The sequence below is a fragment of the Pseudomonas sp. FP2254 genome (assembly GCF_030687695.1).
GTDB classification, from domain to species: domain Bacteria; phylum Pseudomonadota; class Gammaproteobacteria; order Pseudomonadales; family Pseudomonadaceae; genus Aquipseudomonas; species Aquipseudomonas quebecensis.
On record NZ_CP117444.1, the window covers coordinates 347641 to 372701 of the forward strand.

Below are 25061 nucleotides of genomic sequence, written 5' to 3' on the forward strand. Positions count from 1 at the left end.
GCAATAAAAAACCCGCACCAGGCGGGTTTCTTATGTGTTTCAGATGATATGTGCACCACCTGAAACTAATGAGTGGTGCCCAGAGACGGAATCGAACCGCCGACACGGGGATTTTCAATCCCCTGCTCTACCGACTGAGCTATCTGGGCAACGGGGCGCATTAAACGGGTTTTTCAGGGGGTCGTCAAGCAAGTTTTCAAAAAATATTTAATTATTACCGTCGCTTACGTTCCGACCCCGGTTTTTGATCAGTTATTGAGCAGGTGGTACGTAGCCGTCGGCCTTGGCGTAATCCTCGCCGGAAAAGAACTTGTCCATTTCGCCCTGCAGGTATTTGCGGTCTTCGGCGTTCATCATGTTCAGGCGTTTTTCGTTGATCAGCAGGGTCTGGTGTTTTTGCCAGTCGGCCCAGGCTTTGGCGGAGACGTTGTCGAAAATGTCCTGGCCCTTGGCGCCGGGAAACGGCGCGCGTTCCAGGGCAGGCAATTCTTCGTGGTACTTGCGGCACATGATGGTGCGGGTCATGACGACTCTCCTGCGTTCAATACATCGGCCGCGCGTTTGAGCAGTTTTTTCACCGGGGCGGCAAGGCCCAGGCGCGGCGGGGTGGCGAGGTTATACCAGAGCCAGTCGGCCTCGGCCACGTGATGGGCCGATTCCTGCACACGGACCAGCAGCGGTTCGATGGCCAACTGGAAGTGGCTGAAGGTGTGGATCAGCCCCGGCAGTGCCTGTTGCCTGCCCAGCTTGAGCGCATGCTGGTGGGCGAGGTGTTCCAGGTCCTGCAGGTCGTCCAGTTCCGGCAGGCTCCACAGGCCGCCCCACAAACCGGTGGACGGGCGGCGGTAAAGCAGAATCGCGCCCTCGGCATTGGCCAGCATCGGCATGAGCGTGCGCTTCTGCGGAATGCTCTTGCGTGGCTTGGGAATCGGGTAGCGCGTTTCCAGGCCTAGCCTATGGGCCTCGCAGCTCGTTTCCAGCGGGCACAACAGGCAACTGGGTCTGCTGCGGGTGCACAGGGTTGCGCCCATGTCCATCATCGCCTGGGTATAGGCGTTGACCCGGTCATGAGGTGTGAATCGCTCGGCGGTGGCCCACAGTTGCCTGGCTACCTTGGGCTCGCCTGGATAGCCTTCCTGCGCGGTAAATCGTGCCAGTACGCGCTTGACGTTACCGTCGAGGATCGGTGCGCGCAGGCCCATGCTCAGGCTGGCGATCGCGCCGGCGGTGGACAGGCCGATACCGGGCAGCTCGGTGAGTTTTTCCACATCCCGCGGAAACTCGCCGCCGTACTCGGCGACCACAATCTTCGCGGTCTTTTGCAGGTTGCGTGCGCGGGTGTAGTAACCCAGGCCCGTCCACAGGTGCAGCACTTCGTCTTCCGGTGCGGCGGCCAGGGCTTGGACCGTCGGCAGCGAGGCCATGAACCGGTCGAAGTAGTTGAGCACGGTGCTCACCTGGGTCTGCTGCAACATGATCTCCGAAACCCACACCCGGTAGGGTGTGATGCCCTGTTGCCAGGGCAGGTCATGGCGACCGTGGCGGTCGTACCAATCCAGCACCGCCGTTGAAAACTGCTCGTTTCTCATCGTTTGAACAGGCCTTTGAGCGCGTCTTTGAGTTGCGGGTTGACCTTGTCGAGTTTCTCTTCGAGCTTCTCGTTGAGGCGGTTGCCGGCGGCCTTGACGGCAACCTGGCCGAGGCCGTCCTTGTCCAGGCGGCAGGCTTTGGCGCCCAGCTCCAGCGGGCCGCGGCAACGCAACGGCACTTCGATACCCTGGAAGTTGGCACCCACTTCGCAGGCCGGGTCGGGCACTTCGCGCTGGTCGCCCTCGACAATGATGCCAACCCGGTAATCCATGCCCAGCACGCGCAGGTCCACGTCACCGTTGCCGTTGACCGTCAGGCCGGGGATGCGCACTTTCAGGTCCGGGTTGTTGGCCACGCCGTTACGGAACGTCAAGTTGCCCCTCAGCTCCTGGAATGGCGTGTCCTTGCCGCGTTGCTCGCCGCTCAAGGTTTTGCGGTTGAGCAGGGCGATGCCGGTGCACAGTTGCTGTTCAAGGTTGGCGTTGAGCAGCACGCCATTGTTGATTACGAAGCTGGCGGTGCCGTTAAGGCTGTCGATCAGGGCTTTCTGGCTGTTGCCACGGCCGCTGAGGTTGCTGTCCAGCGTCACCTGGCCTTTGACCGGCGGCGTCTGCCCCTGGGCCTGCAGGATGCGTTCGACGGGGACTTGTTTGATGCGGGTTTGCAGCGCGAGCACCGGGATGTCCTGACGCACATCCAGATTGCCGTTTGCCTGGAAGGTGCCGTTGTAGAGCCCGCCGCTCAGGGTGTCGAGCTTGAGCTGGCCATCGACGCCGGACGCTTTGAACACCGCGTTCTGGATCGGCAGTTTGCTCAAGGTCAATTGGCCGAACGCGAGGTCTGCATTCACGTCGAGCGTGCGCAGGCGCGTCAGCGGCAGCAGCTTGTCGGTGCTCCAGGCGCCTTTGGTCGGCGCCTCCGGCAGCGGCGTGGTGCCGCCGGCGGCCATCGCGCCGGCCTCGCTGTTCTGGACTTCGGCCTGGCGTGCGGCGCTGGCACCCTTGGCGGATTCGGACTTGGCGGGCAGGTAATTGTCGGCGTTGAACGTGTCGCCCTTGAGTTGAACGCGCAGCGACTGCCTGGCGAAGTCATCCACCGCCACGCGACCGGTGAAGGTGCTGCCGTCGAGTTTCAGGTTCAAATCTTCCAGGGCGAGGCTGGTCGGCGTGCCTTTGAGGCGGCTGACCAGTTCGACTTTGCTCAGGCTGCCCTCGGCCATCGGCGGCAGCGGGTTGCCCACGCTGTCGAGGAACTTGGCCAGGTCGAACTGAGCGATCGACAAAGCGCCGTTGAGTTGCGGGGTCTTGTCCAGGTCGTTGATCTTCAGCTCGCCCAGGGCACGCAATTGGTTGGCCGAGAGCTTCAGGTTGGTCCATTCGGCGATGTTGGCCGCCTGGTCCACCAGCAACTGGCCTTGGGTGGAAAAGCTTACGGTCTTGCCTTGCAGCGGTTCGCCCGTGGCTTCGCCGCTGATGCGCATGTCTTCGAACTGGTAGCGCTTGAGCGCACGCTGGATGCGCAGATTACCGGTCAGTTCGGTCTTGAGGCGCATCACCGGCTGGTTACTGCCGAAGAACGCAGTGAGCTTGACCGGAATGCTCGCACCTTCATGAATGGCGCCGGCGCTCAACTGAATGCTTTCGGCGCTGAACTGCTTGCCGGTCTGTTCGTCGTTGTATTCGACGCGTGCGTTGTTGATGGTCAGGCTGTCGATGTCCAGGCGGATGGGCTGGGCCGGTTTCTCCGGTTTGACCTCGGCGGCTGGCTGCGCCGGTGTGGGCGCGCTGGCGGTCGCTTCGGAGGCGTCAGGGACGTTCTTGCCGATGTCTTCCCAGTTGCCGTGACCCTGCTTGTCGCGGTTCAGGCGCAGGTTCAGGCCTTCGACACGCACATCGCTCATTTGCACTTCACGGCGCAGCAGCGGCAGCACGCGTACCGACAGGCCGAGCATCTGCAGGTCGGCGAACGGTTGGGTCGGATTGGTCAGGGTCGCCACGCTGGCTTCGTGCAGTTCCAGGCCCAGCCAGGGGAACAGGCTCCAGCCGATGTCGCCATTGAGCGTCAGCTCGATGTGGGCCTTGTCGCGGGCAATCTGGCGGATCTCATCTTTGTAGTCGTTGGGATCGAAGAGGTGGGTCAAGGCAAAGCCGAGAGCCACAATGATCAGCAACAGCCCGAGAAGTACCAGACCCAGGATTTTGCCGAACGCTTTCATGGGCGAGTCCTTGTATGTCGATTTCAAAAATTAGCCGCAGAGTATAACGCCCGACGGCCTGCGTCAGTTCACCGATCGTTACATTGTATCCATGGGGGCGAGAACAGGTTTTTGGCGTCAAACAAACTGAAATTCCTTAAAAAGGTGATGGCATTTTGGTTTTTTTCGCGTTTGTAGATGCTAATCTCTGCGCGTTCGTCCGCCTTCTGCGACCTATCGTCGCGCCAAAATGGAGTTTCGCTCAATAAAACGGCCACGCTTTGCGTGCAAGGCCGGGGGGAAGCGCGCCTGACGGACGCATACCAATAACTGGGGGAAACACCAATGAGCACTCGCACGGCGGCCGCTTCTACAGCCGCACAGCCAGCGTTCCTGTCCAAGGAACGCATCATCGCCAAGCCCGGGTTCAACCGCTGGCTGGTTCCACCGGCCGCCCTGGCCATCCACTTGTGCATCGGTATGGCCTATGGCTTCTCGGTGTTCTGGTTGCCGTTGTCCAAGGCGCTGGGGATCACCGCTCCGGTTGCCTGCGCGCCGGACATGAGCTTCATCGCACAAGTTTTCTCGTCCCAATGTGACTGGCCTATCTCGATGCTGGGCTGGATCTACACCCTGTTCTTCATCTTCCTGGGCTGCTCGGCGGCGATCTGGGGCGGCTGGCTGGAACACGCCGGGCCGCGCAAGGCCGGCGTTGTATCGGCATTGTGCTGGTGCGGCGGCCTGCTGATCTCGGCGCTGGGGATCTATACCCACCAGATCTGGCTGATGTGGATCGGCTCCGGCGTGATCGGCGGTATCGGCTTGGGCTTGGGGTACATCTCGCCCGTGTCGACCCTGATCAAGTGGTTCCCGGACAAGCGCGGCATGGCCACCGGCATGGCGATCATGGGTTTCGGCGGCGGCGCGATGGTGGGTGCACCGCTGGCCGCGGCGCTGATGGGCCATTTCGCCTCGCCGACCAGCGTCGGCGTGTGGCAGAGCTTTCTGGTGATGGCTGCGATCTACTTCGTGTTCATGATCGGTGGCGCGCTGTCCTATCGCGTTCCGCCGACCGGCTGGAAGCCTGAGGGCTGGACCGCACCGGCGAAAAAAGCCAGCAATGCGATGATCACCCACCGTCACGTACACGTGAACGTGGCGTGGAAAACCCCGCAATTCCGTCTGGTATGGCTGGTGCTGTGCCTGAACGTCTCGGCCGGTATCGGCATTCTGGGCATGGCGTCGCCGCTGTTGCAGGAAGTGTTCGGCGGCAAGCTGCTGGGCGTGGACGTACCGTTCGGCCAGCTGGATGCCGGGCAACTGGCCTCGATCGCAGCGATTGCCGCAGGCTTCACCGGTCTGTTGAGTCTGTTCAACATCGGTGGCCGGTTCTTCTGGGCGTCGTTCTCCGACTACCTGGGGCGTAAAAATACCTACTTCGTGTTCTTCGCCCTGGGCTTTGCCCTGTACGCGTTGATCCCGAACCTGGGGCACCTGGGCAATGTGGCGCTGTTCGTGGCCGCGTTCTGCATCATCCTGTCGATGTACGGCGGTGGTTTTGCGACCGTGCCGGCGTACCTGGCCGACCTGTTCGGTACCCAAATGGTCGGTGCGATCCACGGTCGACTGCTGACGGCCTGGGCGGCCGCGGGCGTATTGGGTCCGGTGCTGGTGAACTACTTGCGTGAATATCAACTGAGCATCGGCGTTGAACGCGCTGCGGCCTATGACATCACCTTGTACATCCTCGCCGGCCTGCTGGTGCTGGGTTTCATCTGCAACCTGCTGGTGCGCCCGGTGGCCGACAAGTACTTCATGACCGACGCGGAACTGGCCGCCGAGCAGGCGCTGGGCCATGACAAGGGTGCCGATGCCAGCACCGTGCTGGAGTGGAAAGCATCCGCCGCCAGCAAGCCAATGGCGATCGCCGCCTGGCTGGTGGTGGGTATACCGTTGGCGTGGGGTGTGTGGGTAACCCTGCAGAAGACGGCTGTCCTGTTCCACTAAGTTGATTGCAGGCGGGCGCACCATCCTGGAGCGCCCGCTTGTATGCACATGTCTATCCCCGACATTGCCCGCCTCAACTCGTCAGTCTTATCCCCTCCGATGTTTCTGTTTAGCGCCCGCGCCCCTATAATGGCTGCCTTTTTCGCCCAACGATTTTGCGGAGCTGGTAATGGTCGAACGTATGGCGTCCGTCGAGCGCGACACTCTGGAAACCCAGATCAAAGCCTCGATCAACCTGGATGGCACCGGAAAGGCCCGATTTGATATCGGCGTCCCTTTTCTTGAGCACATGCTGGACCAGATCGCCCGTCACGGGTTGATCGACCTGGATATCGTCTGCAAGGGCGACCTGCATATCGATGACCACCACACCGTGGAAGACGTCGGCATCACGCTCGGGCAGGCGTTTGCCAAAGCCATCGGCGACAAAAAAGGCATCCGTCGCTACGGTCACGCCTATGTGCCGCTGGACGAAGCGCTGTCGCGCGTGGTGATCGACTTCTCCGGCCGCCCTGGCCTGCAGATGCACGTGCCATACACCCGCGCCACCGTGGGCGGCTTCGATGTCGACCTGTTCCAGGAATTCTTCCAGGGCTTCGTTAACCACGCCCTGGTCAGCCTGCACATCGACAACCTGCGCGGCACCAATACCCACCACCAGATCGAAACCGTGTTCAAGGCTTTCGGCCGCGCGCTGCGCATGGCCGTGGAGCTGGATGAGCGCATGGCCGGGCAAATGCCCTCGACCAAGGGCGTGCTGTAATGCAGACGGTCGCGGTTATCGATTACGGCATGGGTAACCTGCACTCGGTGGCCAAGGCCCTCGAGCACGTAGGCGCCGGCAAGGTGCTGATCACCAGCGATGCCAAGGTGATTCGCGAAGCCGACCGTGTGGTGTTCCCAGGCGTTGGCGCGATTCGCGATTGCATGGCCGAGATCCGCCGCCTGGGCTTTGACAGCCTGGTGCGTGAAGTCAGCCAGGACCGCCCGTTCCTCGGCATCTGCGTGGGCATGCAGGCCTTGCTCGACAACAGTGAAGAGAACGAAGGCGTCGACTGCATCGGCCTGTTCCCAGGCCAGGTGAAGTTTTTCGGCAAAGACCTGCATGAAGACGGTGAACACCTGAAGGTCCCGCACATGGGCTGGAACGAAGTCCGCCAGACCGTGGATCACCCGCTGTGGCACGAAGTGCCGGACATGGCGCGTTTCTACTTCGTGCACAGCTACTACATCGCCGCCGCCAAGCCCGGCCAGGTGGTGGGTGGCGGGCACTACGGCGTCGACTTTGCCGCGGCGCTGGCCGACGGTTCGCGGTTTGCCGTGCAGTTCCACCCGGAGAAAAGCCATACCCATGGCCTGCAATTGCTGCAGAACTTCGCCGCGTGGGACGGGCGCTGGTAAGTGGCCAGGAAGCCGAAACCGCCGATCCTGACCCTCACGCCCGAACAGGAGAGTGAGGCGACCGTCAAGATCAAGCGATTCATGGAGGACCGCTTCGAGCTCAAACTGGGCTCGTTCGAGGTCGCCGAGATTCTTGAGCTGTTCACCACCGAAGTGGCTCCGCACTATTACAACAGGGCGATTTTCGATACGCAGACGCTCCTTAAAGAACGGTTCGAAAGCATAGAAAGCGACCTGTGGTCGCTTGAAAAGAGCAGCTGAAAGCTTCAAGCCCAGGCTGCAAGAATTGATACGCGTGCTTGCTTGCAGCTTATAGCTTGCAGCTTGCAGCTCTTTGACGAAGGAAAAGCATGCTAATTATCCCCGCTATCGATCTCAAGGACGGCGCCTGCGTACGTCTGCGCCAAGGCCGCATGGAAGATTCCACCGTGTTCTCCGATGACCCGGTGAGCATGGCTGCCAAATGGGTGGAAGGGGGCTGCCGTCGTCTGCATCTGGTGGACTTGAACGGCGCCTTCGAAGGCCAGCCGGTCAATGGTGAAGTCGTCACCGCCATCGCCAAGCGCTACCCGAACCTGCCGATCCAGATCGGCGGCGGTATCCGCTCCCTGGAAACCATCGAGCATTACGTCAAGGCAGGCGTGAGCTACGTGATCATCGGCACCAAGGCGGTCAAAGACCCGGCGTTTGTCGCCCAAGCCTGTCGCGCGTTTCCCGGCAAAGTGATCGTGGGCCTGGATGCCAAGGACGGTTTCGTCGCCACCGACGGCTGGGCTGAGATCAGCACCGTGCAGGTGATCGACCTTGCCAGGCAGTTCGAAGCCGATGGCGTGTCCGCCATCGTTTATACCGACATCGCCAAAGACGGCATGATGCAGGGCTGCAACGTGCCGTTCACCGCGGCACTGGCGGCGGCGACGAAGATTCCGGTGATCGCTTCCGGCGGTATCCACAACCTGGGTGACATCAAGTCACTGCTGGACGCCAAGGCCCCCGGCATCATTGGCGCCATCACCGGCCGTGCGATCTATGAGGGCACGCTGGACGTGGCTGAAGCTCAAGCTTTTTGTGATGGCTACGCGGCCAGCTCCAAGTCGTAGGCTGCAAGCTGCAAGTAAAAGCAGATCTGCTTCTACTTGCAGCCTATAGCTCAAAGCTTGCAACTCTTATCGGAGATAAGCCCATGGCTTTAGCCAGACGCATCATCCCTTGCCTGGACGTCGACAACGGTCGCGTGGTCAAGGGCGTCAAGTTCGAGAACATCCGCGACGCCGGCGACCCGGTGGAAATCGCCCGTCGCTACGATGAGCAGGGTGCCGACGAGATTACCTTTCTCGACATTACCGCCAGCGTCGACGGCCGCGACACCACCCTGCACACCGTTGAGCGTATGGCCAGCCAGGTGTTTATCCCGCTGACCGTCGGCGGTGGCGTGCGCACCGTGCAAGACATCCGCAACCTGCTCAATGCCGGCGCCGACAAGGTTTCGATCAACACGGCGGCAGTGTTCAATCCCGAGTTTGTCGGCGAAGCGGCACAGCACTTCGGCTCGCAATGCATCGTGGTGGCCATTGACGCCAAGAAGGTCTCCGGCCCCGGCGAAACCCCGCGCTGGGAGATCTTCACCCACGGCGGCCGCAAACCCACCGGCCTGGACGCGGTGGAGTGGGCGATGAAAATGGAAGGCCTGGGCGCCGGTGAAATCCTGCTGACCAGCATGGACCAGGACGGCATGAAAAACGGCTTCGACCTGGGTGTGACGCGCGCCATCAGCGATGCTTTGGGCATTCCGGTGATCGCTTCCGGCGGCGTCGGCACCCTGCAGCACTTGGCTGACGGTGTCATCGAAGGCCACGCCAGCGCGGTGCTGGCGGCGAGTATTTTCCACTTTGGCGAGTACACCGTTCCTGAGGCCAAGGCCTACATGGCAGCTCGCGGTATCGTCGTTCGCTAAACGTTGCTGGACACCATGGCAGGCGCGCGGCACTCTCTGCGCTTGCCATGGATTTCGGTAACCTTCATGTTCAAACACCTGCTGCTCGCCCTCGCCGGCACCTCCCTCCTGTTGGCCGGCTCGGCCCGCGCCGACGACGCATCCGGCAGCCCTCTGGTGCTGCTCACGGAAAATTTCCCGCCCTATAACATGGCCAAAAACGGCAAGAACTTCGCCAAGGACGAGAACATCGAAGGCATCGCCGTGGACATCGTGCGCGAAACCTTTAAGCGCGCCGGGATCTCTTACGACCTCACCTTGCGTTTCCCTTGGGAACGAATCTACACGCTCGCCCTGGAAAAGCCCGGTTATGGTGTGTTCGTCATGGCGCGCCTGCCGGACCGCGAAGCGCTGTTCAAATGGGTCGGCCCCATCGGTCCGGATGACTGGGTATTGCTGGCCAAGGCCGACAGCACTATCCAGCTGGACGACCTGGAGCACGCACGGCGCTACAAGATCGGCGCCTACAAAGGTGACGCCATCGCTGAAAGCCTCGAAAAACAGGGGCTCAAGCCTGTGGTCGTGCTGCGTGATCAAGACAACGCGCAAAAGCTCATGGATGGCCGGATTGACCTTTGGGCCACCGGCGACCCGGCCGGGCGATACCTGGCGCGGCAAGTCGGCATCACCGGCTTCAAGACGGTTTTGCGCTTCAATAGCGCCCAGCTCTACCTCGCGCTGAACAAGAACGTACCGGACGAGCAGGTGAGCAAACTGCAGGCGGCGCTGGATCAGCTGCGCAAAGAAGGCGTGATCGACGAGATCATGGCGCGTTACCTCTAGCCTCAGCGCGGCTTGAGCAGGTCCACACGCAGGGTAGACGGCTGGTCCGCCTGGTCGAAGGCATAGGTACAGATTTTGTACGGTGTGTTTCTGACGCTGATCACCTGGGCATACTTTTCCAGCACCATGCCGGGGTGATCATTGAGTGGGTAGACCAGGTCGATGATCTCGTCCTCTTCATCCGCCGCCGCAGGCGCCGGCGGGATGGGCTGATAGCCCACGGGGCGCAGGCAATCGGTGGTCGCCGCAGGGCCGTACTTGTAGGTATAGCGGTGCATGAATGGCGGCGCCAGGTTCCAGATGACGGTATAGGCCGCCGAGCCTTGTTTATCCAGGTTGATGGTCACATTCGGCGTACGTGCCGGCCCTGGCTCGGCGAGCTCGACCGCAAGGGTCAGGGCGTTTCTCATCATGCCGTTGGTTGCGCGCTGTTCTGCGGACTCGACCCCGACAATACACAGCATGTGCATCCCCGTTTGCGGGCCGATGGCGTCGTTCACGTAGGCGCCTTCCGCTTTGATCGGCACGCTGTAGAGCGCCGGGTTTTCGCAGTCGATGGCGCGGCGGGTGGTCTTGTAGCGATAGAACGGAGTATTGGTGGTGAAGGTCAGGTTCCAGCGCGGCACGATGTCTTTGCCTTTGCCATCTGCGGGCTTGATGAAGTACTGCTGGATGGGCTCCGGGTTCTGAAAGGTGATGGATGTGGTCGGGTAGAGATCGCAGTGTTCGCTGTCGGCCTGCAGCATGCCGTCGACGAAACACTGATTGAGGAAGCTCACCGGGCTGCCGTAGTTCGTCTCGGGGTGCCAGACAGCTGTACCGCCATGGATTTCACACGGTGCATCGCGCTGGCATTTGCGCTCCTCTGGCTGGCCTGTGGTGCTGGTGCTGAGGATGCCGAACAGCTGGTTGGTCGTCCGGTCCAGCAAAGGCGCGCCGAAGCTGCCCACGCCGACGCCCAGGCACTGGTTCTTCAGGGTGACCCGCCACACAAACGGCTGCTCCACCAGTTCGCGTGACGTTTGTTGCGTGCAGGCGGACAGGTGCAGGGTGTCCCATTCCGGAGCGATCAGGGTGAGAATATCAACGCCACTGGCAGGCACTTCTTCCGCCAGTTTCAACGGCTGGATGCCGGCCTTGATCAGGTCGGCCAGTGAAGCCTGCAACTCGACAATCGCCAGGTCGACCCCTTGGCTGCTTCCCCATTTCAGGGTTTTCAGCGGGTAGGTCTTGAGGGCTTCGAGGGTGTCGTCGAAGTAGTTGAAGCTGATGCTGCCCTTGATCGGCAAGTCGCGTTGCACCGCGCCGTTCAGGCGGTGCAGGCAGTGACTGCTGGTCAGCACATAGGCCGGACCGGACGTGCCGTCCTCGGTGCGCGTGTCCAGCAGGCTGGCGGTACAGAGCGTCTGGGTTTCGTTTCTGATTCGGCCGATACCGTTCCAGTGGTCGTGCTGATGCTGGGCGTTGGATAGAAGGCGGGCAGGGCTGGCGTTGGCCAGGCCTTCGCCGAAATCCTTGGGCGCGGCATGCAGCGTGGCGCAGAGACTGCCGAGCAGCAGCCCTGAAACAACCCTGTGTGTGATGTTCATAGAGTGTCCTTACAGAATGAGTCGAAGGCTCACTATTCAGGACTGAGGGGCGCGAAAGGCTGTAGTTATCTAGGGGCCGGGCGGTAAGTGCCGTCCCTGCCATGCCCGGCCATGGCCAGGTTGCTGCGCACGCTGATCATCAATTTGATATCGATCCACTCAACGCCTTGGGCCTTGAGCTTGGGCAACTCGCGCTCCAGCACCGCGAGGGTTTGCGGGTAAGGATGCCCGATCATTACTGCCGAGCCCTGTTTGTGCGCCAGCTTGATCGCGGTTTGCAGTTGCGTGGTAATCGCCGCTTCCGTGCGTTCGTCGTCCAGGAATACATCCCGCGAAACATGGGCCAGGCCAATTTTCTGCGCCTCGGCGGCGGCCACGGTCTGTGCGCTGGTGCGGCTGTCGACGAAAAACTTGTTGCGCCGTTGCAGCTCTGCCATCAGCCAGGCCATGGCTTGTGGCTGGGCGGTCATGCGGCTGCCCATATGATTATTGATGCCGGCCGTATAGGGCACCGCATTGAAGGCCGCATCCAGGCGTTTGCCGAGTTCTTCGATGGGGAGTTCGGGGTGCCAGGCGAATGGGCCGGTGGCTGGGTCCATGGGCATGTGCAGGATCACGATCTTGCCGGCCTTGTGTGCCTCGCGGGCGAATTCGGCGGCATGGGGCGTGTCGGGCATGATCGCCGTGGTGACCGGCCCCGGCAGGGCCAGCACGCGACGATCCCTGGGCAGGTTTTGCCCAAGGTCGTCGATGATCAGGGTGAGATAGGCTTTGCGGGGCTCGCCGGCAGGGGCCGCGTGGGCGACACCTGCCAGGCTGCACAGCACAGCGATGATCAGGGCAAAACGCATATCAACGGCTGCGCGTGATGCTCAAGCCCTTGAGCAGGCTCAACGCCTGGGCCAGTTGGTAATCGTCGTCCTGCGGCATCGGCTTGGCTTTGGCGCCGCTGCCGGTCGGCTGGTCGGCGCCGCCGTTGCCATTGCCCAGGTGACCTTGCAGGTCGGCCTCTTTGTAGTACTCGCTGTCGATCTCGTTGGTGATCCTGGCCTTGCGTACTTCGATGTCCGGCACGATGCCCTGAGCCTGGATCGAACGCCCGTTCGGCGTGTAGTACAGCGCCGTGGTGATCTTCAGAGCGCGCTCGTTGTTCAGCGGCAACACGGTCTGTACCGAACCTTTGCCGAAACTGGTGGTGCCCATCAGCACGCCACGCTTCTGGTCCTGCAGGGCACCGGCGACGATTTCCGAGGCCGAGGCGCTGCCGCCGTTGATCAGCACGGCCAACGGCACGTTCTCGCTGAGGTCGTTGCCGGTGGCCGAGAAGCGCAGCTCGGAATTGGCGATGCGGCCCTTGGTGTAGACGATCAGGCCCTTGGTGATGAAATGGTCGACCACTTCCACCGCCGACTGCAGCACGCCGCCCGGGTTGTTGCGCAGGTCGAGCACAATACCGCTGAGCTTCTTGCCGTTGTCCTTGCGCAGCTTGGCCAGGGCCTTGGCCACTTCGTCGCCGGTCTTGACCTGGAACTGCGTGATGCGGATATAGCCGTAGCCCGACTCCAGCAACTGGCTCTTCACGCTCTTGACCGTGATGGTTGCGCGAGTCAGCGTCACGTCGAACGGGTTGCCGCCGTCGCGCACCAGGGTCAGGGTGATTTTCTGGCCGATCTTGCCGCGCATCTTGTCGACGGCTTCGGTCATGGTCTGGCCGCGGGTCGGCTGGCCGTTGATCTTGACGATAAAGTCGCCGGCCTGGATGCCGGCCTTGGAGGCCGGGGTGTCGTCGATCGGCGAGACGACCTTGATGTTGCCGTCTTCGGCGCCGACTTCAATGCCCAGGCCGCCGAACTCACCGCTGGTGCTTTCCTGCAGCTCGGCGAAATCTTCCGGCCCGAGGTACGCGGAGTGCGGGTCGAGGTTGCTGAGCATGCCCTTGATGGCATTTTCCAGCAGAGTCTTGTCGTCTACGGGTTCGACATAGGCTGCCTTGATGCGGTCCATGACCTCGGCAAAGGTGCGCAGCTCTTCCAGCGGCAACGGCGCCTTGGTGGTCGCGGCCGTGGCGGCGGGTGCGGCCGGAGCGGCCTGGTCGGCAAAAGCCAGAGGCGCGCCGATCACCAGGGCGATCGTCAGGGCCAGCGAAGTGAGGCGGGACAAATGCAGCATGTCGAACGAACTCCTAATGTAGATGCGACCCTTATCCTTGGGTTCTGCACCATTGTGCGGGATCGCTTGGGCGACCCTGCTGACGAATAGCGAAGTACAACGCCGGGGTGTCCTGGCCGCCACTGTTACCGACAGTGGAGATGGATTCACCGGCTTTTACAACATCACCTGCCGACTTGAGTAATGTCTGATTGTGGCCGTAAAGGCTCAAATAGCCATTCCCGTGGTCGAGAATCACCAATAAGCCGGCCCCGCGCAGCCAATCGGCAAACACTACGCGGCCACCGTGGACGGCGTGGACCTGGCTGCCGGCAGCGGCGCTGATCATTACACCATCCCACTTGGCGCGGGTGTCGTCGCCGCGGGTTTCTCCGAAGCGTGCCAGTAATCGACCATCAACCGGCCATGGAAGTTTGCCGCGTGCCGAAGCAAATGGCCCGCCGAAGGATTCCCCGGCGCTGGAAACCAGCGGGCCGGGAGCCGCGTGCGCCGGTTTACGCGGCGCCGGCGCATCCGAGGTGGCGGCCAGCTCGGCCTCGCGCTGGCGCTTTTTTTCCGCTTCCTGCTGGGCGATCAGCGCTTTCTGCCGTGCTTCTTCGGCCTCACGCGCCTGGCGGGCCAGGGTTTCTTCGATGGTCTTGAGTACTTTCGCCAGGTCGGCCTGGTCCTGTTCACGGGCCTGCAGCTTGGCATCGCGTGCCTTTACATCGTCATTGAGCTTGGCCAAGGCCAACTGGCGTTCCTTGCGAACCTTGTCCAGTTCGTTGCGCTGGGCGTCCAGGCTGCTCTTCTGGTCTTCCAGCTGCGACTGCTGGTTAGTGATCTCCTGTTCCACATTGGCCAACTGGCGCAGGGTCTCGTTGAAGCTTTTCAATTGCTCCAGGCGGGCCTTGCTCAGGTAATCGTAGTAGGTCAGGGTGCGCGCGAATTTTTCCGGGTTCTGCTGGTTGAGCAGCAGCTTTAAGTATTCCTGGCGGCCGCTCTGGTAGGCGGCGCGGGCCTGGATCGCGATCAGGCGTTGCTGTTCAACGCGTGCGCTCTGGAGTTTTTTTTTCTCAGCGTCGAGTCGCTCCAGTTCCGACTCGCTCTTCTTTAGTTCTTTTTGCAACTCCTGGACTTGCTTCTCCAGCTTGCCCATTTCGGTTTCCGTACCGCGCAGGTCTTTCTGCACTCCGGATTTTTCTTCCTGGAGCTTGCCGAGCAGTTTCTTCAACTCGGCAATGTCCTGACGCGTAGCGTCCAACTGTTGTTGGGTTTGTGCGCGCTCGTCGGCAAACACCGGTTGGAGCAGGCAGACAAGAGCAAGGGTAATCAAGGCGCGAAGCATAGAGGCGGGCGACACCAGGGGGAAAGGGACGGCCTAGTATGCCCGCCAAGCGCTGCAAAAAAAACGCCCAATTCGGGCTCGCGGACAAGTTAGGCGCCGAGTGGCGGTGGTATGGCAAAAAGATATCTACCAAACACCGCAGATCCAATGTGGGAGAGGGCAAGCCTCTCCCACACGGTTGTTTGGATCAGACCAGGATTGAGGTGCCAGTCATCTCTTTGGGCTTCTCCAACCCCATCAGCATCAACATGGTCGGTGCCACGTCCGCCAGCACGCCGCCCTCACGCACTTTGAAATCGCGCTTGCCCACATAGATGAACGGCACCGGCTCGGTGGTGTGGGCCGTGTGGGCCTGACCGGTGGATTCGTCGGACATCTGCTCGCAGTTGCCGTGGTCGGCCGTGATCAGCGCTTCGCCGCCGACGTTTTCCAGGGCGTCGACAATGCGGCCGACGCACCGGTCCAGGCATTCGACGGCCTGGGTGGCGGCCTTGAGATTGCCGCTGTGGCCGACCATGTCGCCATTGGCGTAGTTGACCACGATCACGTCGTAGCGCTGGTGTTCGATGGCGTCGACGATTTTGTCGGTGACTTCCGGCGCGCTCATTTCCGGCTGCAGGTCGTAGGTGGCGACTTTCGGCGATGGGATCAGGATACGTTCTTCGCCGGGAAACGGCTCTTCGCGGCCGCCGGAGAAGAAGAAGGTCACGTGGGCGTATTTCTCGGTTTCAGCGATACGCAGCTGGGTCTTGCCGTTTTTCGCCAGGTAATCACCCAGTACGTTTTCCAGGCTGCCGGGGGCGAAAGCCGACGGCGCCGGGATGTTCGCGGCGTATTGGGTGAGCATCACGAACTCGACTTTCGGCTGGCGCGCGCGCTCGAAGTCTTTGAAGCCGGCGTCGACGAATACGTGGCTCAGCTCGCGGGCGCGGTCGGCGCGGAAGTTCATGAACACCACGGCGTCGCCGTCTTCGACTTTCACCGGCTCGCCGATGGTGGTGGCTTTGACGAACTCATCGCTCTCGCCCCGCGCATAGGCAGCTTCCAGGCCTTCCTGGGCGGTGGCGGCGTGGAATTCGGCCTGGCCGTCGACAATCAGGTTGTAGGCCTGGGACACGCGATCCCAGCGATTGTCGCGGTCCATGGCGAAGTAGCGGCCCACCAGGCTGGCGATGCGGCCCTTGCCCAAGGCGGCAAAGGTGGCATCCAACAGCTCGATAGACGATTGTGCGCTTTTGGGCGGCGTGTCGCGGCCATCAAGGAAGGCATGCAGGTAAATCTTGTCGGCGCCGCGCTTGAACGCCAGTTCTGCCATGGCGACCAGATGATCCTGGTGACTGTGCACGCCGCCATCGGACAGCAGGCCCATGAAGTGCACGGCCTTGCCCGCAGCGACTGCTTTATCTACCGCCGCGCAGATGGTTGGGTTTTCGAAGAACTCGCCATCGCGGATCGCTTTGGTCACGCGGGTAAAGTCCTGATAGACCACTCGTCCGGCGCCCAGATTCATATGGCCGACTTCCGAGTTGCCCATCTGGCCGTCCGGCAGGCCCACGTCCATGCCCGAGCCGGAGATCAGGCCGTTGGGCACAGTGGCGGTCAGGCGATCCAGTACGGGCTTGTCGGCCGCGTATACGGCGTTGTCGTGGTGGCTTTCACTGTGTCCGAAGCCATCGAGAATTATCAGGACCAAAGGTTTAGGCGTGGTAGTCATAGATCCTCTCGCGGCGTTAATAAGGAAGACAATGGAAAAGGGAGTGGCAGTTTAAAGCGAAGTTCCGACCACGTCACCGCTTTACGGGGGTTGGCCCCCCCTGGCGGCTGTGTATACTTACCGCCATTTTAACGCCCTGGAACCTCCTTGATGGTTGATCACCTGATTGCATTTGCCACTGCCCACTATCTGCTCGTGGGTGCCTTTGTCATTCTGCTGGCGCTGCTGATCGCTCATGAAATGAGCCGTGGTGGCCGCAGCCTGAGCACATCGGAACTGACCGCGCTGGTCAACAAGGATGAAGCCATCGTGGTGGATATCCGCCCCGCCAAGGATTTCGCCACCGGCCATATCGTCGGCGCCCTGAACATTCCGCAGGACAAGCTGATCGCACGCCTGCCCGAGCTGGAAAAGCACAAGGCCAAGACCATCATTCTGGTCGATGCCCAGGGCCAGCACGCCGGCACCCACGCCCGCGAGATGCTCAAGACTGGTTTCACCGCTGCCAAGCTGTCGGGCGGTATCAGCAGCTGGCGCGCCGATAATCTGCCGCTGGTGAAGTGATATGAGCCAGGTCATCGTGTATTCCAGCGATTGGTGCCCTTACTGCATGCGGGCCAAGGCCTTGCTCGAGAAGAAGGGCGTTGCTTTCGAAGAGATCAAGGTCGACGGCAAACCCCAGGTGCGTGCCGAGATGGCCCAGAAAGCGGGGCGTACGTCCGTGCCGCAGATCTGGATCGGTAGCCGGCATGTTGGTGGCTGCGATGATCTGTTTGCCCTGGAGCGCGCCGGTAAGCTCGATGCGTTGCTGGACGCCTGACTCCCAACCCTTAAAGACCCCAAGATAAAGAAGGATCTGCGATGACTGATCAACAGAACACTGAAGCAGCAGAAGCCCAAGGCCCGCAATTCTCGCTGCAACGCATCTATGTGCGCGACCTGTCGTTCGAAGCGCCGAAAAGCCCGGCAATCTTCCGCCAGGAATGGTCCCCCAGCGTTGCACTGGACCTCAACACCCGCCAGAAATCCCTGGAAGGCGACTTCCACGAAGTGGTGCTGACCCTGTCGGTTACCGTCAAGAACGGCGAAGAAGTGGCCTTTATCGCTGAAGTTCAACAGGCCGGCATCTTCCTGATCCAGGGCCTGGACGAAGCGTCCATGAGCCACACCCTCGGCGCGTTCTGCCCGAACATCCTGTTCCCGTATGCCCGCGAGACCCTGGACAGCCTGGTCACCCGTGGCTCGTTCCCTGCGCTGATGCTGGCTCCGGTGAACTTCGATGCCCTGTACGCTCAAGAGCTGCAGCGTATGCAACAGGAAGGTTCGTCGACGGTTCAGTAAGCGCGAACCCAATGTGGGAGGGGGCTTGCCCTCGATAGCGGAGTTTCAGTCGTCATCCAGGTGACTGACCTACCACTATCGGGGGGCAAGCCCCCTCCCATATTTGTTTGTGTATTACTTGAAACCGAGCTGGCGCCAGCCCTCGTAGACGGCTACGGCGACGGTGTTCGACAGGTTCAGGCTGCGGCAACCCTCGCGCATCGGCAGGCGCAGGCGATGGCCATCGGGCAGTGCGTCAAGTACGTCGGCGGGCAGTCCCCGGCTTTCAGGGCCGAACAGGAAGGCATCGCCTTCGGCAAAGTTGGCATCGTGGAACGGCCGCGAGCCTTTGGTGGTGAACGCGAACAAGCGCGGCTGGCCTAGGCTTTCCAGGCAACTGGCGAGGTCGGCATGACGCTTGAGGGTTGCGTACTCGTGATAATCGAGGCCGGCGCGGCGCAGGCGTTTGTCGTCCATGTCGAAGCCCAGCGGCTCGATCAGGTGCAGGTGGCAGCCACTGTTGGCGCACAGCCTGATAACGTTGCCGGTGTTCGGCGGAATTTCTGGTTGAAAAAGGATGACGTGAAACATGCACGGCTCCGAAGGCAAAGATGGGCTGCATTCTACCCTCGAAGAGGACCCAAGACCGAAGCTATTGCCGAAGGTCATGGGCTCGTTGGCGATTGTCGGCCTGATGATCGGCCTGATGATCGGCCGCTTGACCATTCCCGGCCCGGTTGAATTGCAGCAGGTAGAGACGGCGGCGGACGGCGTTGTACTGTGGTTCAACAGTGAACCCAAACTGCATGGCGAACACATCGACGGTACGCTGGCGTTGTTGTTTGACGCCCAGGGCAAGGCTGCCAGTGGGCAAGTCAAGGTCAACGACAGGGATGTGAATTGGCGCATCCGCAAGACCGACGGCGGCTTGCTGCTGAACCTGGTCGCGGCGCGGCCGTTGCGTGGGGAGTGGAAAGGCGAGGAGGTCGATGACCGCTGGCGGCTGGAGGTCCATCTCCAAGGGCAATAAAAGAGGGAGTTCCCGGCCTGCCTGTACCAGGGCTCCCAAAACGGGGTGAAGCCGCGAAGGCTTCGATATTAAAGAGGGGATTCTCGGCCTGCCTGTACCAAGGTCCCCGAAACTGGGTAATACAAGAGTTATTGCAGGGCGCGTGCCAGAGTGGCTAAGTTGTGCCAAAAAACTTCTTCAGAACGCGCAAGGCCCCGGGATACGGGGCCTTGCTGTTTTCGGGGTTCAGTTTTTTCTCAGCGCCTCTGAGGTTTCAGGCCTTGGATCCATGCTCGATGCCGGTTCATGGTGCATTGAAGCGGTGCATGCTCTTGAAGCTTTATGAAGGTCCAAATGTGGGAGCCCTTCCCACATTAAACCTAGGTAGATTGGAGATCAGGCGTCGTCGCCCTCATCGTCATCCCCACCATCCACCTTCATGCCCAGTTCCTTGATCTTGCGCGTCAGGGTATTACGACCCCAACCCAGCAACACAGCGGCATCGCGACGGCGGCCGGCGGTGTGCTTCAGTGCGGTCTCGATCATGATCCGCTCGAATGCCGGTACAGCGCTGTCCAGCAGGTTCGACTGACCGCGTGCCAGGGCCTGGTCGGCCCATTGGCGCAAGGCCTGTTCCCAGTTGGTCACTGGTGCCGAATCCTGCGGCAGGCTCAGCAGCTCCGGCGGCAAGTCGCTGATGTGCACTTCGCGCCCGGACGCCATCACCGTGATCCAGCGGCAGGTGTTCTCCAGCTGGCGTACGTTACCCGGCCATGGCAGGTTCTTCAGGTATTCCTCGGTTTCGCTTTTGAGCACCTTCGGCTCGACAGCCAGTTCAAGGGCAGCGCGGCTGAGGAAGTGGCGGGCGAGGGTCGGGATATCTTCGCGGCGGTCCGACATGCGTGGGATATGGATGCGGATCACGTTGAGACGGTGGAACAAGTCTTCACGGAATTTGCCCGCGTGCACCAGGGTTTCCAGGTTCTGGTGGGTGGCGGCGATGATGCGCACATCGACCTTCACCGGGGTGTGCCCGCCGACGCGGTAAAACTCGCCATCGGCCAGTACGCGCAGCAAGCGGGTCTGAGTGTCGGCCGGCATGTCGCCGATTTCGTCGAGGAACAGCGTGCCGCCGTCGGCCTGTTCAAAGCGCCCGCGACGCAGGTTGGCCGCGCCGGTGAAGGCGCCTTTCTCATGGCCGAACAGCTCGGACTCCATCAGATCCTTGGGGATCGCCGCCATGTTCAGCGCGATAAACGGCGATGCCGCCCGCGGGCTGTGGCGGTGCAGGGCGTGGGCCACCAACTCTTTACCGGTACCCGACTCGCCGTTGATCAACACGGTGATGTTGGAATGGCTCAGACGCCCGATAGCGCGAAACACTTCCTGCATCGCCGGCGCTTCGCCGATGATTTCCGGGGTGCGGGTCAGAGTCGGTGGCGCTTCCTGATTCTGCTGCTCCTGGGCGTGCTGGTTGGCGCGCTTGACCAGCGCCACGGCCTCGTCCACATCGAAAGGCTTGGGCAGGTACTCAAAGGCGCCGCCCTGATAGGAGGCGACAGCGCTGTCCAGGTCCGAGTGCGCGGTCATGATGATCACCGGCAGGCGCGGATGCTGCTCGCGAATCCGCGCCAGCAGGTCCAGGCCACTGGCGCCGGGCATGCGGATGTCGGAGATGATCACGTCCGGCTGCTGGCGTGCCAGGCGGCTCATCACGCCGTCGGCGCTGTCGAAACTCTGGGTGGTCATGCCTTCCTGTTGCAAGGCTTTCTCCAGGACCCAGCGGATAGAACGGTCGTCATCGACGATCCACACAGTTTCACTACGGCTCATGTCGATGGGGCTCCTTGTTCCAGTGGCAGAAAGATCGAGAACGTGGTGTGGCCGGGATGGCTCTCACATTCGATCAAGCCCTGATGCTGGCTGATGATGTTCTGGGTAATGGCCAGGCCCAGCCCGGTACCGTCCGGGCGGCCGCTGACCATGGGAAAGAAGATTGTTTCCTGCAGTTCCGCGGGAATGCCCGGGCCGTTGTCGATGATCTCGACCTTGGTCACCAGGCGGTGGCGCACATGGCCGATGGTGAACTGGCGCAGGGCGCGGGTGCGCAGGCTGATGCGACCCAGGCGCAGCTCGTTCTGGCTGCTGATGGCCTGCATGGCGTTGCGCACGATATTGAGCACCGCCTGGATCATCTGCTCGCGGTCGATCAACACGTCGGGGATGCTGGGGTCGTAGTCGCGCACCAAGGTAATGCAGCCTTGGCTTTCGGCCTCCACCAGTTGGCAGACGCGTTCGAGCACCTCGTGCACGTTGGTCAGCGCCAGCGACGGCAACTTGTTGGAGCCGAGCATGCGATCCACCAGGTTACGCAGGCGGTCGGCTTCTTCGATGATGACGTTGGTGTAGTCCTTGAGGTTCTCGTCCGGCAACTCGCGGGCCAGCAGCTGTGCCGCGCCACGGATACCGCCGAGGGGGTTCTTGATCTCGTGGGCCAGGCCGCGCACCAGCATCTTGCTGGTTTCCTGCTTGGACAGCTGAGCTTCCTCTTTGGTAATGCGCAGCAGGCGATCGCGGGGGTGTACTTCAAGCAGCAGCAGGGTGGCGCCGTTGCTCAGGATCGGGGTTACGGCGTAGTCGACGGTGAGGGTCTGGCCGGTAAGGGCGGTGAGCATCGCTTCGCGCTTGGTGAAGGGATGCGCCTGTTCAACCGCCTGGCGCAACGAACTCAAGGCCTCGGCCGACTCGGTGAACAATTCGCTGATGAACTGGCCATGGCTGCGCTGGCCGCTGATGGCCAGGAGCATCTCCGCCGCCGGGTTCATGTACTCCAGACGCAGATCGTCGTTGAGCAGGATGGTCGCGGTGGTCAGGTTATCGAGTAGCAAACGGTGCAGTGCATCGCTGATGGTCATCAGGACCTCTTTTGGAGCAAGGCGCGGGCTTGAGGCACACGCTGATACCAAGAAAATGCAAAAACCAAACCAAGGCTCCGAAAAGAAGCGCGCAGGCCCTGAAATAGGGGTTTTTGGCGCGCAACTATGGCGTTCTGCCAGCTTTGCCGTGAAGTTTCGAACCAAATTGGGCTGATGAGGTGAGTAGGGTGCAGCTTGTCGCACCAATATAGTGCGAATTGATGACGTTTGTTCAGCAAGCGTGAAGGCAGGGTCGTTTGGGGTAAACGATCCTGCGCTGCGTACAACGGTCAGTGGGTTCGAGAAAGCGGTATACCGGGGCTGCCGGCATAGAACACCAGCAGTTCGACCGGCGTGTCGCCGGTACTGCCGCGATGCTCGATGTCCACCATTTCGGCCAGCGTATCGCCTTGGCGCAATGTGCGGGTGGCGCCGCTCTTACGGGCTTCGACCAGCAATTCGCCGGAGAGGATATACGCCGCGTTGGGAATGGGATGGGTGTGCCACGGCAATTGGGTATTGGCCGGGATTTTGAGGCGTATCAGGGTCAGCTGTGGGACGCCCGAAGGGTAAGCCGTGTAAGGCGTGCCATCCCATGACTCGCTGCTTTGCAGCAGTAACTCGGTTTTGATGGGGGTCGTATTCGGTTGTGAAGTGGTGCAGCCGAGCGCGGACAGGCACGCGGCTGCAGCGATCAAGCCGCGGAGGGATTTCATGGGGCCATCCTGTGTGGTGAATGACCCGTCAGGCTAGGGTGAGCCTCCAGTCGGAAGATGCCGGAAACTGCCTAGGATGAGGTAGTCCACGTATTTATTTGCTGACGGGTGCCTGGAGGCAAAGCTCGCCAGTGGCGCGGGCTCCCGCTATCTGCATCAAGGGCTCGTGCAGCGGCTCGTGAATTGCCATGGCCACCCATTGAGGGCATTGCGGGTTGTGGCGCTCTGGGGCGAAGTCGGCTAATTGCTGCAAGAGGCGTTTTTGCAGCTGATCCAACTGCGGGCGGATTTTACCCACCAAGTCCGGGCGTGGCAGGTCCGGGGCCTTGCCCATGAACTGCCAGTCGGACAGGCGCATGTATTGCACGAGTTTGTTGGCCTCGATCTGCGCGGCGAAAAACTGCTCGGCAACGGCGGGGTCGAGTTTGTAGCTGGGTGCCTGGGCTGCGACGCTGGCGAGCACGTCCTGTTCACGCTGTTTATCCTCAACCGGCTTTTTGCTGTCCCATTTGCTCAGGGCGACCTGGTCGGCGATGGTCAGGCGTTCGGTGATGCTGTTGAGTAAAGGTTCCAGGCTGGGCGGTGCAGCGAATGCACTGGCGCTGACAAATAACAAAGCGAACACAAGTCGACGTTTCAAGGCTGTTCTCCTTGTGGCAGGGGGCTAAACCCCGATAGCAGCGTGTCAGTCAGCACCTGTATCAGCTGATCCACCGCTATCGGGAGCAAGCGCCCTCCCACCTGATTGGGTTTGCAGATACGGAGCTGTTTAATCCGCGGGCAAAAAAAGACCTCCCGAACAGACTGTGTGAAAACCTAGCAATCTGTCCGGCCCTTTAAGAGAATGCTCCGTATCGAAAGATACGGAGCATTTTTCGTTATGGCCTACATACAAGGCGAGTCCCGCAGCCAGACCAGCCTGTTCCCGGTCTCGCTGGAGGAACTGATCCCTGAAGATCACCTCGTACGGGTCATCGACCTGTATGTCACCAAGCTCGATCTGGGCCAGCTCGGTTTTGAGAAGGCTCAGCCCAAGGCCACTGGGCGCCCAGCTTACGACCCCGCCGATCAGCTCAAGCTCTATCTCTATGGCTATTTTCAGCGCATTCGATCGTCGCGGCGCCTAGAAGCTGAGTGCCAACGCAACATCGAAGTGATGTGGTTGATCAACCGGCTTAAACCCGACTTCAAGACCATCGCCGACTTTCGCAAGAACAACAAAGTAGCGTTCGTTACGACGTGCCGAGCTTTTGTGCAGTTCTGCCGATCCGTCGGCTTGATTGCGGGCGATCTGGTTGCGATCGATGGCAGTAAGTTTCAGGCAGTCGCTTCCTCGCGACGCCACCTGAATTTGAATCAGCTCAAGCGTCAGGAGGAGAAGCTGGATAAACGGATCGCCCAATACCTGGCTGACCTGGATGCCGTTGATAAAGCAGAGGGCGAGCAAGTGGTCGATCGCACTGCGATCAAGGCGGCACTGGCGAAGCTTGAGGCCAAGCAGCAAGACAACCGTAGTTGCCAAGCTTTGATGAAGTCGATGGGGCTGGAGCAATTCAACACGCACGAAAGCGATGCCCGAATGATGCGCACGCCAAAGGGGGCTCGTGTTGCCTATAACGTGCAAACAGCCGTGGACGCAGAGCACTGTCTGATTTTGCACCATGAGGTGACGCAAGATGGTGACGACCGCAAACAGCTTGAACCCATAGCTAAAGCTGCCAAGGCCGAACTGGGGCAGGACACGCTGACCGTGACAGCCGATATGGGCTACTCAAATGGCCAGCAATTCCAGGCGTGCGAGGATGCCTCCATTACCGTGTACGTGCCGCCAAACCGAACTTCGAACCCAGGCGGAGAGACATTATTCGAGCGCCAGGACTTTACCTATGACGCTGAACAGGATCGATACCAGTGCCCGGCAGGTCAATGGCTAACCCTGAAGCAGCGTTGCAAAGGCGACCGGATCTACCAGGCGGCAGTCAGCGACTGCGCTGGATGTGCGCTGAAAGCCCAATGTACAAAAGCTCAGCGCCGCTATGTCTCACGTCACGCACAAGAGGAAGCCTTTGAGCGTATGGCACAGCGGATGCAACTGCATCCAGAGATGATGGAGCGACGCAGATCCATCGTGGAGCACCCGTTTGGCAATCTCAAACAATGGCTATTTGGGAACGGGCGGTTCTTGCTACGACAACTTGAAGGGGCGAAAGCTGAAATGGCCCTGGCCGTGACCGCGTACAACTTCAAGCGGGCGATCAGTGTCTTGGGAGCCAAGAAAATGATGCAACTGATGGACTGAAGAGCCTTTTTCAGCACAAAAACAAACGCCCCGAA

At 60.9% G+C, this 25061-nt stretch carries 25 protein-coding genes and 1 tRNA gene; 12 read left to right on the plus strand and 14 right to left on the minus strand.

The features are described from left to right. Positions 1-73 precede the first annotated feature (73 nt). From PSH94_RS01500 to PSH94_RS01515, 4 genes are all read right to left on the minus strand, one after another. Positions 74-149 (minus strand) — tRNA-Phe (locus tag PSH94_RS01500). 103 nt (positions 150-252) lie between these two features. Further along, complete coding sequence (locus tag PSH94_RS01505) at positions 253-525, minus strand: oxidative damage protection protein (protein WP_106577463.1); 273 nt, start codon at positions 523-525, stop codon at positions 253-255. Beyond that, positions 522-1589 carry an A/G-specific adenine glycosylase gene (mutY, locus tag PSH94_RS01510; RefSeq protein ID WP_305436220.1) on the minus strand — a complete coding sequence of 356 codons (1068 nt, stop codon included), beginning with the start codon at positions 1587-1589 and terminating at the stop codon, positions 522-524. The genes PSH94_RS01505 and mutY overlap by 4 nt, the downstream gene beginning before the upstream one ends. Beyond that, positions 1586-3805, minus strand: coding sequence for an AsmA family protein (locus tag PSH94_RS01515; protein ID WP_305436222.1), 2220 nt, complete (start codon positions 3803-3805; stop codon positions 1586-1588). Before PSH94_RS01515 ends, mutY begins: the two co-directional genes overlap by 4 nt. 324 nt (positions 3806-4129) lie before the next feature. On the opposite strand from PSH94_RS01515, the gene PSH94_RS01520 reads away from it, so the two are divergent. From PSH94_RS01520 to PSH94_RS01550, 7 genes are all read left to right on the plus strand, one after another. Further along, positions 4130-5791, plus strand: coding sequence for an OFA family MFS transporter (locus PSH94_RS01520; RefSeq protein ID WP_266245478.1), 1662 nt, complete (start codon positions 4130-4132; stop codon positions 5789-5791). Between the two features lie 169 nt (positions 5792-5960). Then, positions 5961-6554, plus strand: coding sequence for an imidazoleglycerol-phosphate dehydratase HisB (gene hisB, locus PSH94_RS01525; protein WP_181080274.1), 594 nt, complete (start codon positions 5961-5963; stop codon positions 6552-6554). Beyond that, entirely contained in the window at positions 6554-7192 is a 639-nt protein-coding gene (hisH, locus tag PSH94_RS01530) for an imidazole glycerol phosphate synthase subunit HisH (protein WP_181080275.1), read from the plus strand. The genes hisB and hisH overlap by 1 nt, the downstream gene beginning before the upstream one ends. Then, on the plus strand, positions 7193-7453 hold the full coding sequence (locus PSH94_RS01535; protein WP_181080276.1) for a DUF2164 domain-containing protein: 261 nt from the start codon (positions 7193-7195) through the stop codon (positions 7451-7453). It begins immediately after the preceding gene. 89 nt (positions 7454-7542) lie between these two features. After that, a complete protein-coding gene (gene hisA, locus PSH94_RS01540) occupies positions 7543-8292 on the plus strand; it encodes a 1-(5-phosphoribosyl)-5-[(5-phosphoribosylamino)methylideneamino]imidazole-4-carboxamide isomerase (protein ID WP_181080277.1) in 750 nt (249 codons plus the stop codon). An 83-nt stretch (positions 8293-8375) separates the two neighbouring features. Further along, the gene (gene hisF / locus PSH94_RS01545; protein WP_181080278.1) at positions 8376-9146 is read left to right on the plus strand and encodes an imidazole glycerol phosphate synthase subunit HisF; all 771 of its coding nucleotides are present in this window, start codon (positions 8376-8378) and stop codon (positions 9144-9146) included. Positions 9147-9212: 66 nt separating this feature from the next. Further along, on the plus strand, positions 9213-9968 hold the full coding sequence (locus PSH94_RS01550; RefSeq protein ID WP_305436224.1) for an ABC transporter substrate-binding protein: 756 nt from the start codon (positions 9213-9215) through the stop codon (positions 9966-9968). A 2-nt stretch (positions 9969-9970) separates the two neighbouring features. Here PSH94_RS01550 and PSH94_RS01555 read toward each other — a convergent pair whose 3' ends face one another. The 5 genes from PSH94_RS01555 to gpmI form a co-directional block, all read right to left on the minus strand. Beyond that, positions 9971-11557, minus strand: coding sequence for a serine protease (locus PSH94_RS01555; protein ID WP_305436225.1), 1587 nt, complete (start codon positions 11555-11557; stop codon positions 9971-9973). Positions 11558-11622: 65 nt separating this feature from the next. Beyond that, positions 11623-12408: a divergent polysaccharide deacetylase family protein gene (locus PSH94_RS01560; protein WP_181080281.1), complete on the minus strand. Its 786-nt coding sequence runs from the start codon at positions 12406-12408 to the stop codon at positions 11623-11625. Position 12409: 1 nt separating this feature from the next. Then, complete coding sequence (locus PSH94_RS01565; RefSeq protein ID WP_181080282.1) at positions 12410-13726, minus strand: S41 family peptidase; 1317 nt, start codon at positions 13724-13726, stop codon at positions 12410-12412. Between the two features lie 31 nt (positions 13727-13757). Beyond that, complete coding sequence (locus PSH94_RS01570) at positions 13758-15053, minus strand: murein hydrolase activator EnvC (protein WP_305436227.1); 1296 nt, start codon at positions 15051-15053, stop codon at positions 13758-13760. Between the two features lie 187 nt (positions 15054-15240). After that, a complete protein-coding gene (gpmI, locus tag PSH94_RS01575) occupies positions 15241-16767 on the minus strand; it encodes a 2,3-bisphosphoglycerate-independent phosphoglycerate mutase (RefSeq protein WP_305436229.1) in 1527 nt (508 codons plus the stop codon). Between the two features lie 150 nt (positions 16768-16917). Between gpmI and PSH94_RS01580 the strand changes: the two genes are divergently transcribed. The 3 genes from PSH94_RS01580 to secB are packed head-to-tail and all read left to right on the plus strand — an operon-like array spanning position 16918 to position 18108. Then, entirely contained in the window at positions 16918-17331 is a 414-nt protein-coding gene (locus tag PSH94_RS01580) for a rhodanese-like domain-containing protein (protein ID WP_078731164.1), read from the plus strand. A 1-nt stretch (position 17332) separates the two neighbouring features. Beyond that, positions 17333-17587, plus strand: coding sequence for a glutaredoxin 3 (grxC, locus tag PSH94_RS01585; protein WP_181080285.1), 255 nt, complete (start codon positions 17333-17335; stop codon positions 17585-17587). Positions 17588-17628: 41 nt separating this feature from the next. Continuing rightward, a complete protein-coding gene (gene secB / locus PSH94_RS01590; RefSeq protein ID WP_181080286.1) occupies positions 17629-18108 on the plus strand; it encodes a protein-export chaperone SecB in 480 nt (159 codons plus the stop codon). Positions 18109-18222: 114 nt separating this feature from the next. Here the strand turns inward: secB and PSH94_RS01595 are convergent, their stop codons facing one another. After that, complete coding sequence (locus tag PSH94_RS01595) at positions 18223-18678, minus strand: tRNA (cytidine(34)-2'-O)-methyltransferase (RefSeq protein WP_305436230.1); 456 nt, start codon at positions 18676-18678, stop codon at positions 18223-18225. Here PSH94_RS01595 and PSH94_RS01600 point away from each other — a divergent pair. Further along, a complete protein-coding gene (locus PSH94_RS01600; protein ID WP_305436231.1) occupies positions 18677-19117 on the plus strand; it encodes a hypothetical protein in 441 nt (146 codons plus the stop codon). The two genes, PSH94_RS01595 and PSH94_RS01600, sit on opposite strands and share 2 nt — an antisense overlap. 375 nt (positions 19118-19492) lie before the next feature. Here PSH94_RS01600 and ntrC read toward each other — a convergent pair whose 3' ends face one another. The 4 genes from ntrC to PSH94_RS01620 all read right to left on the minus strand — a co-directional run bounded on the left by ntrC (position 19493) and on the right by PSH94_RS01620 (position 23367). Continuing rightward, positions 19493-20929 carry a nitrogen regulation protein NR(I) gene (gene ntrC / locus PSH94_RS01605; RefSeq protein WP_181080289.1) on the minus strand — a complete coding sequence of 479 codons (1437 nt, stop codon included), beginning with the start codon at positions 20927-20929 and terminating at the stop codon, positions 19493-19495. Continuing rightward, entirely contained in the window at positions 20926-22011 is a 1086-nt protein-coding gene (glnL, locus tag PSH94_RS01610; protein WP_181080290.1) for a nitrogen regulation protein NR(II), read from the minus strand. The genes ntrC and glnL overlap by 4 nt, the downstream gene beginning before the upstream one ends. A 290-nt stretch (positions 22012-22301) precedes the next feature. Next, complete coding sequence (locus PSH94_RS01615) at positions 22302-22727, minus strand: cupin domain-containing protein (RefSeq protein WP_305436233.1); 426 nt, start codon at positions 22725-22727, stop codon at positions 22302-22304. A gap of 94 nt (positions 22728-22821) precedes the next feature. Beyond that, positions 22822-23367 (minus strand): chorismate mutase, encoded by a 546-nt coding sequence (locus tag PSH94_RS01620; protein WP_305436235.1) that lies wholly within the window; start codon positions 23365-23367, stop codon positions 22822-22824. A 240-nt stretch (positions 23368-23607) separates the two neighbouring features. Here PSH94_RS01620 and PSH94_RS01625 point away from each other — a divergent pair, with 240 nt between their 5' ends. Beyond that, entirely contained in the window at positions 23608-25026 is a 1419-nt protein-coding gene (locus tag PSH94_RS01625; protein WP_305435191.1) for an IS1182-like element ISPfl3 family transposase, read from the plus strand. Positions 25027-25061 lie beyond the last annotated feature (35 nt).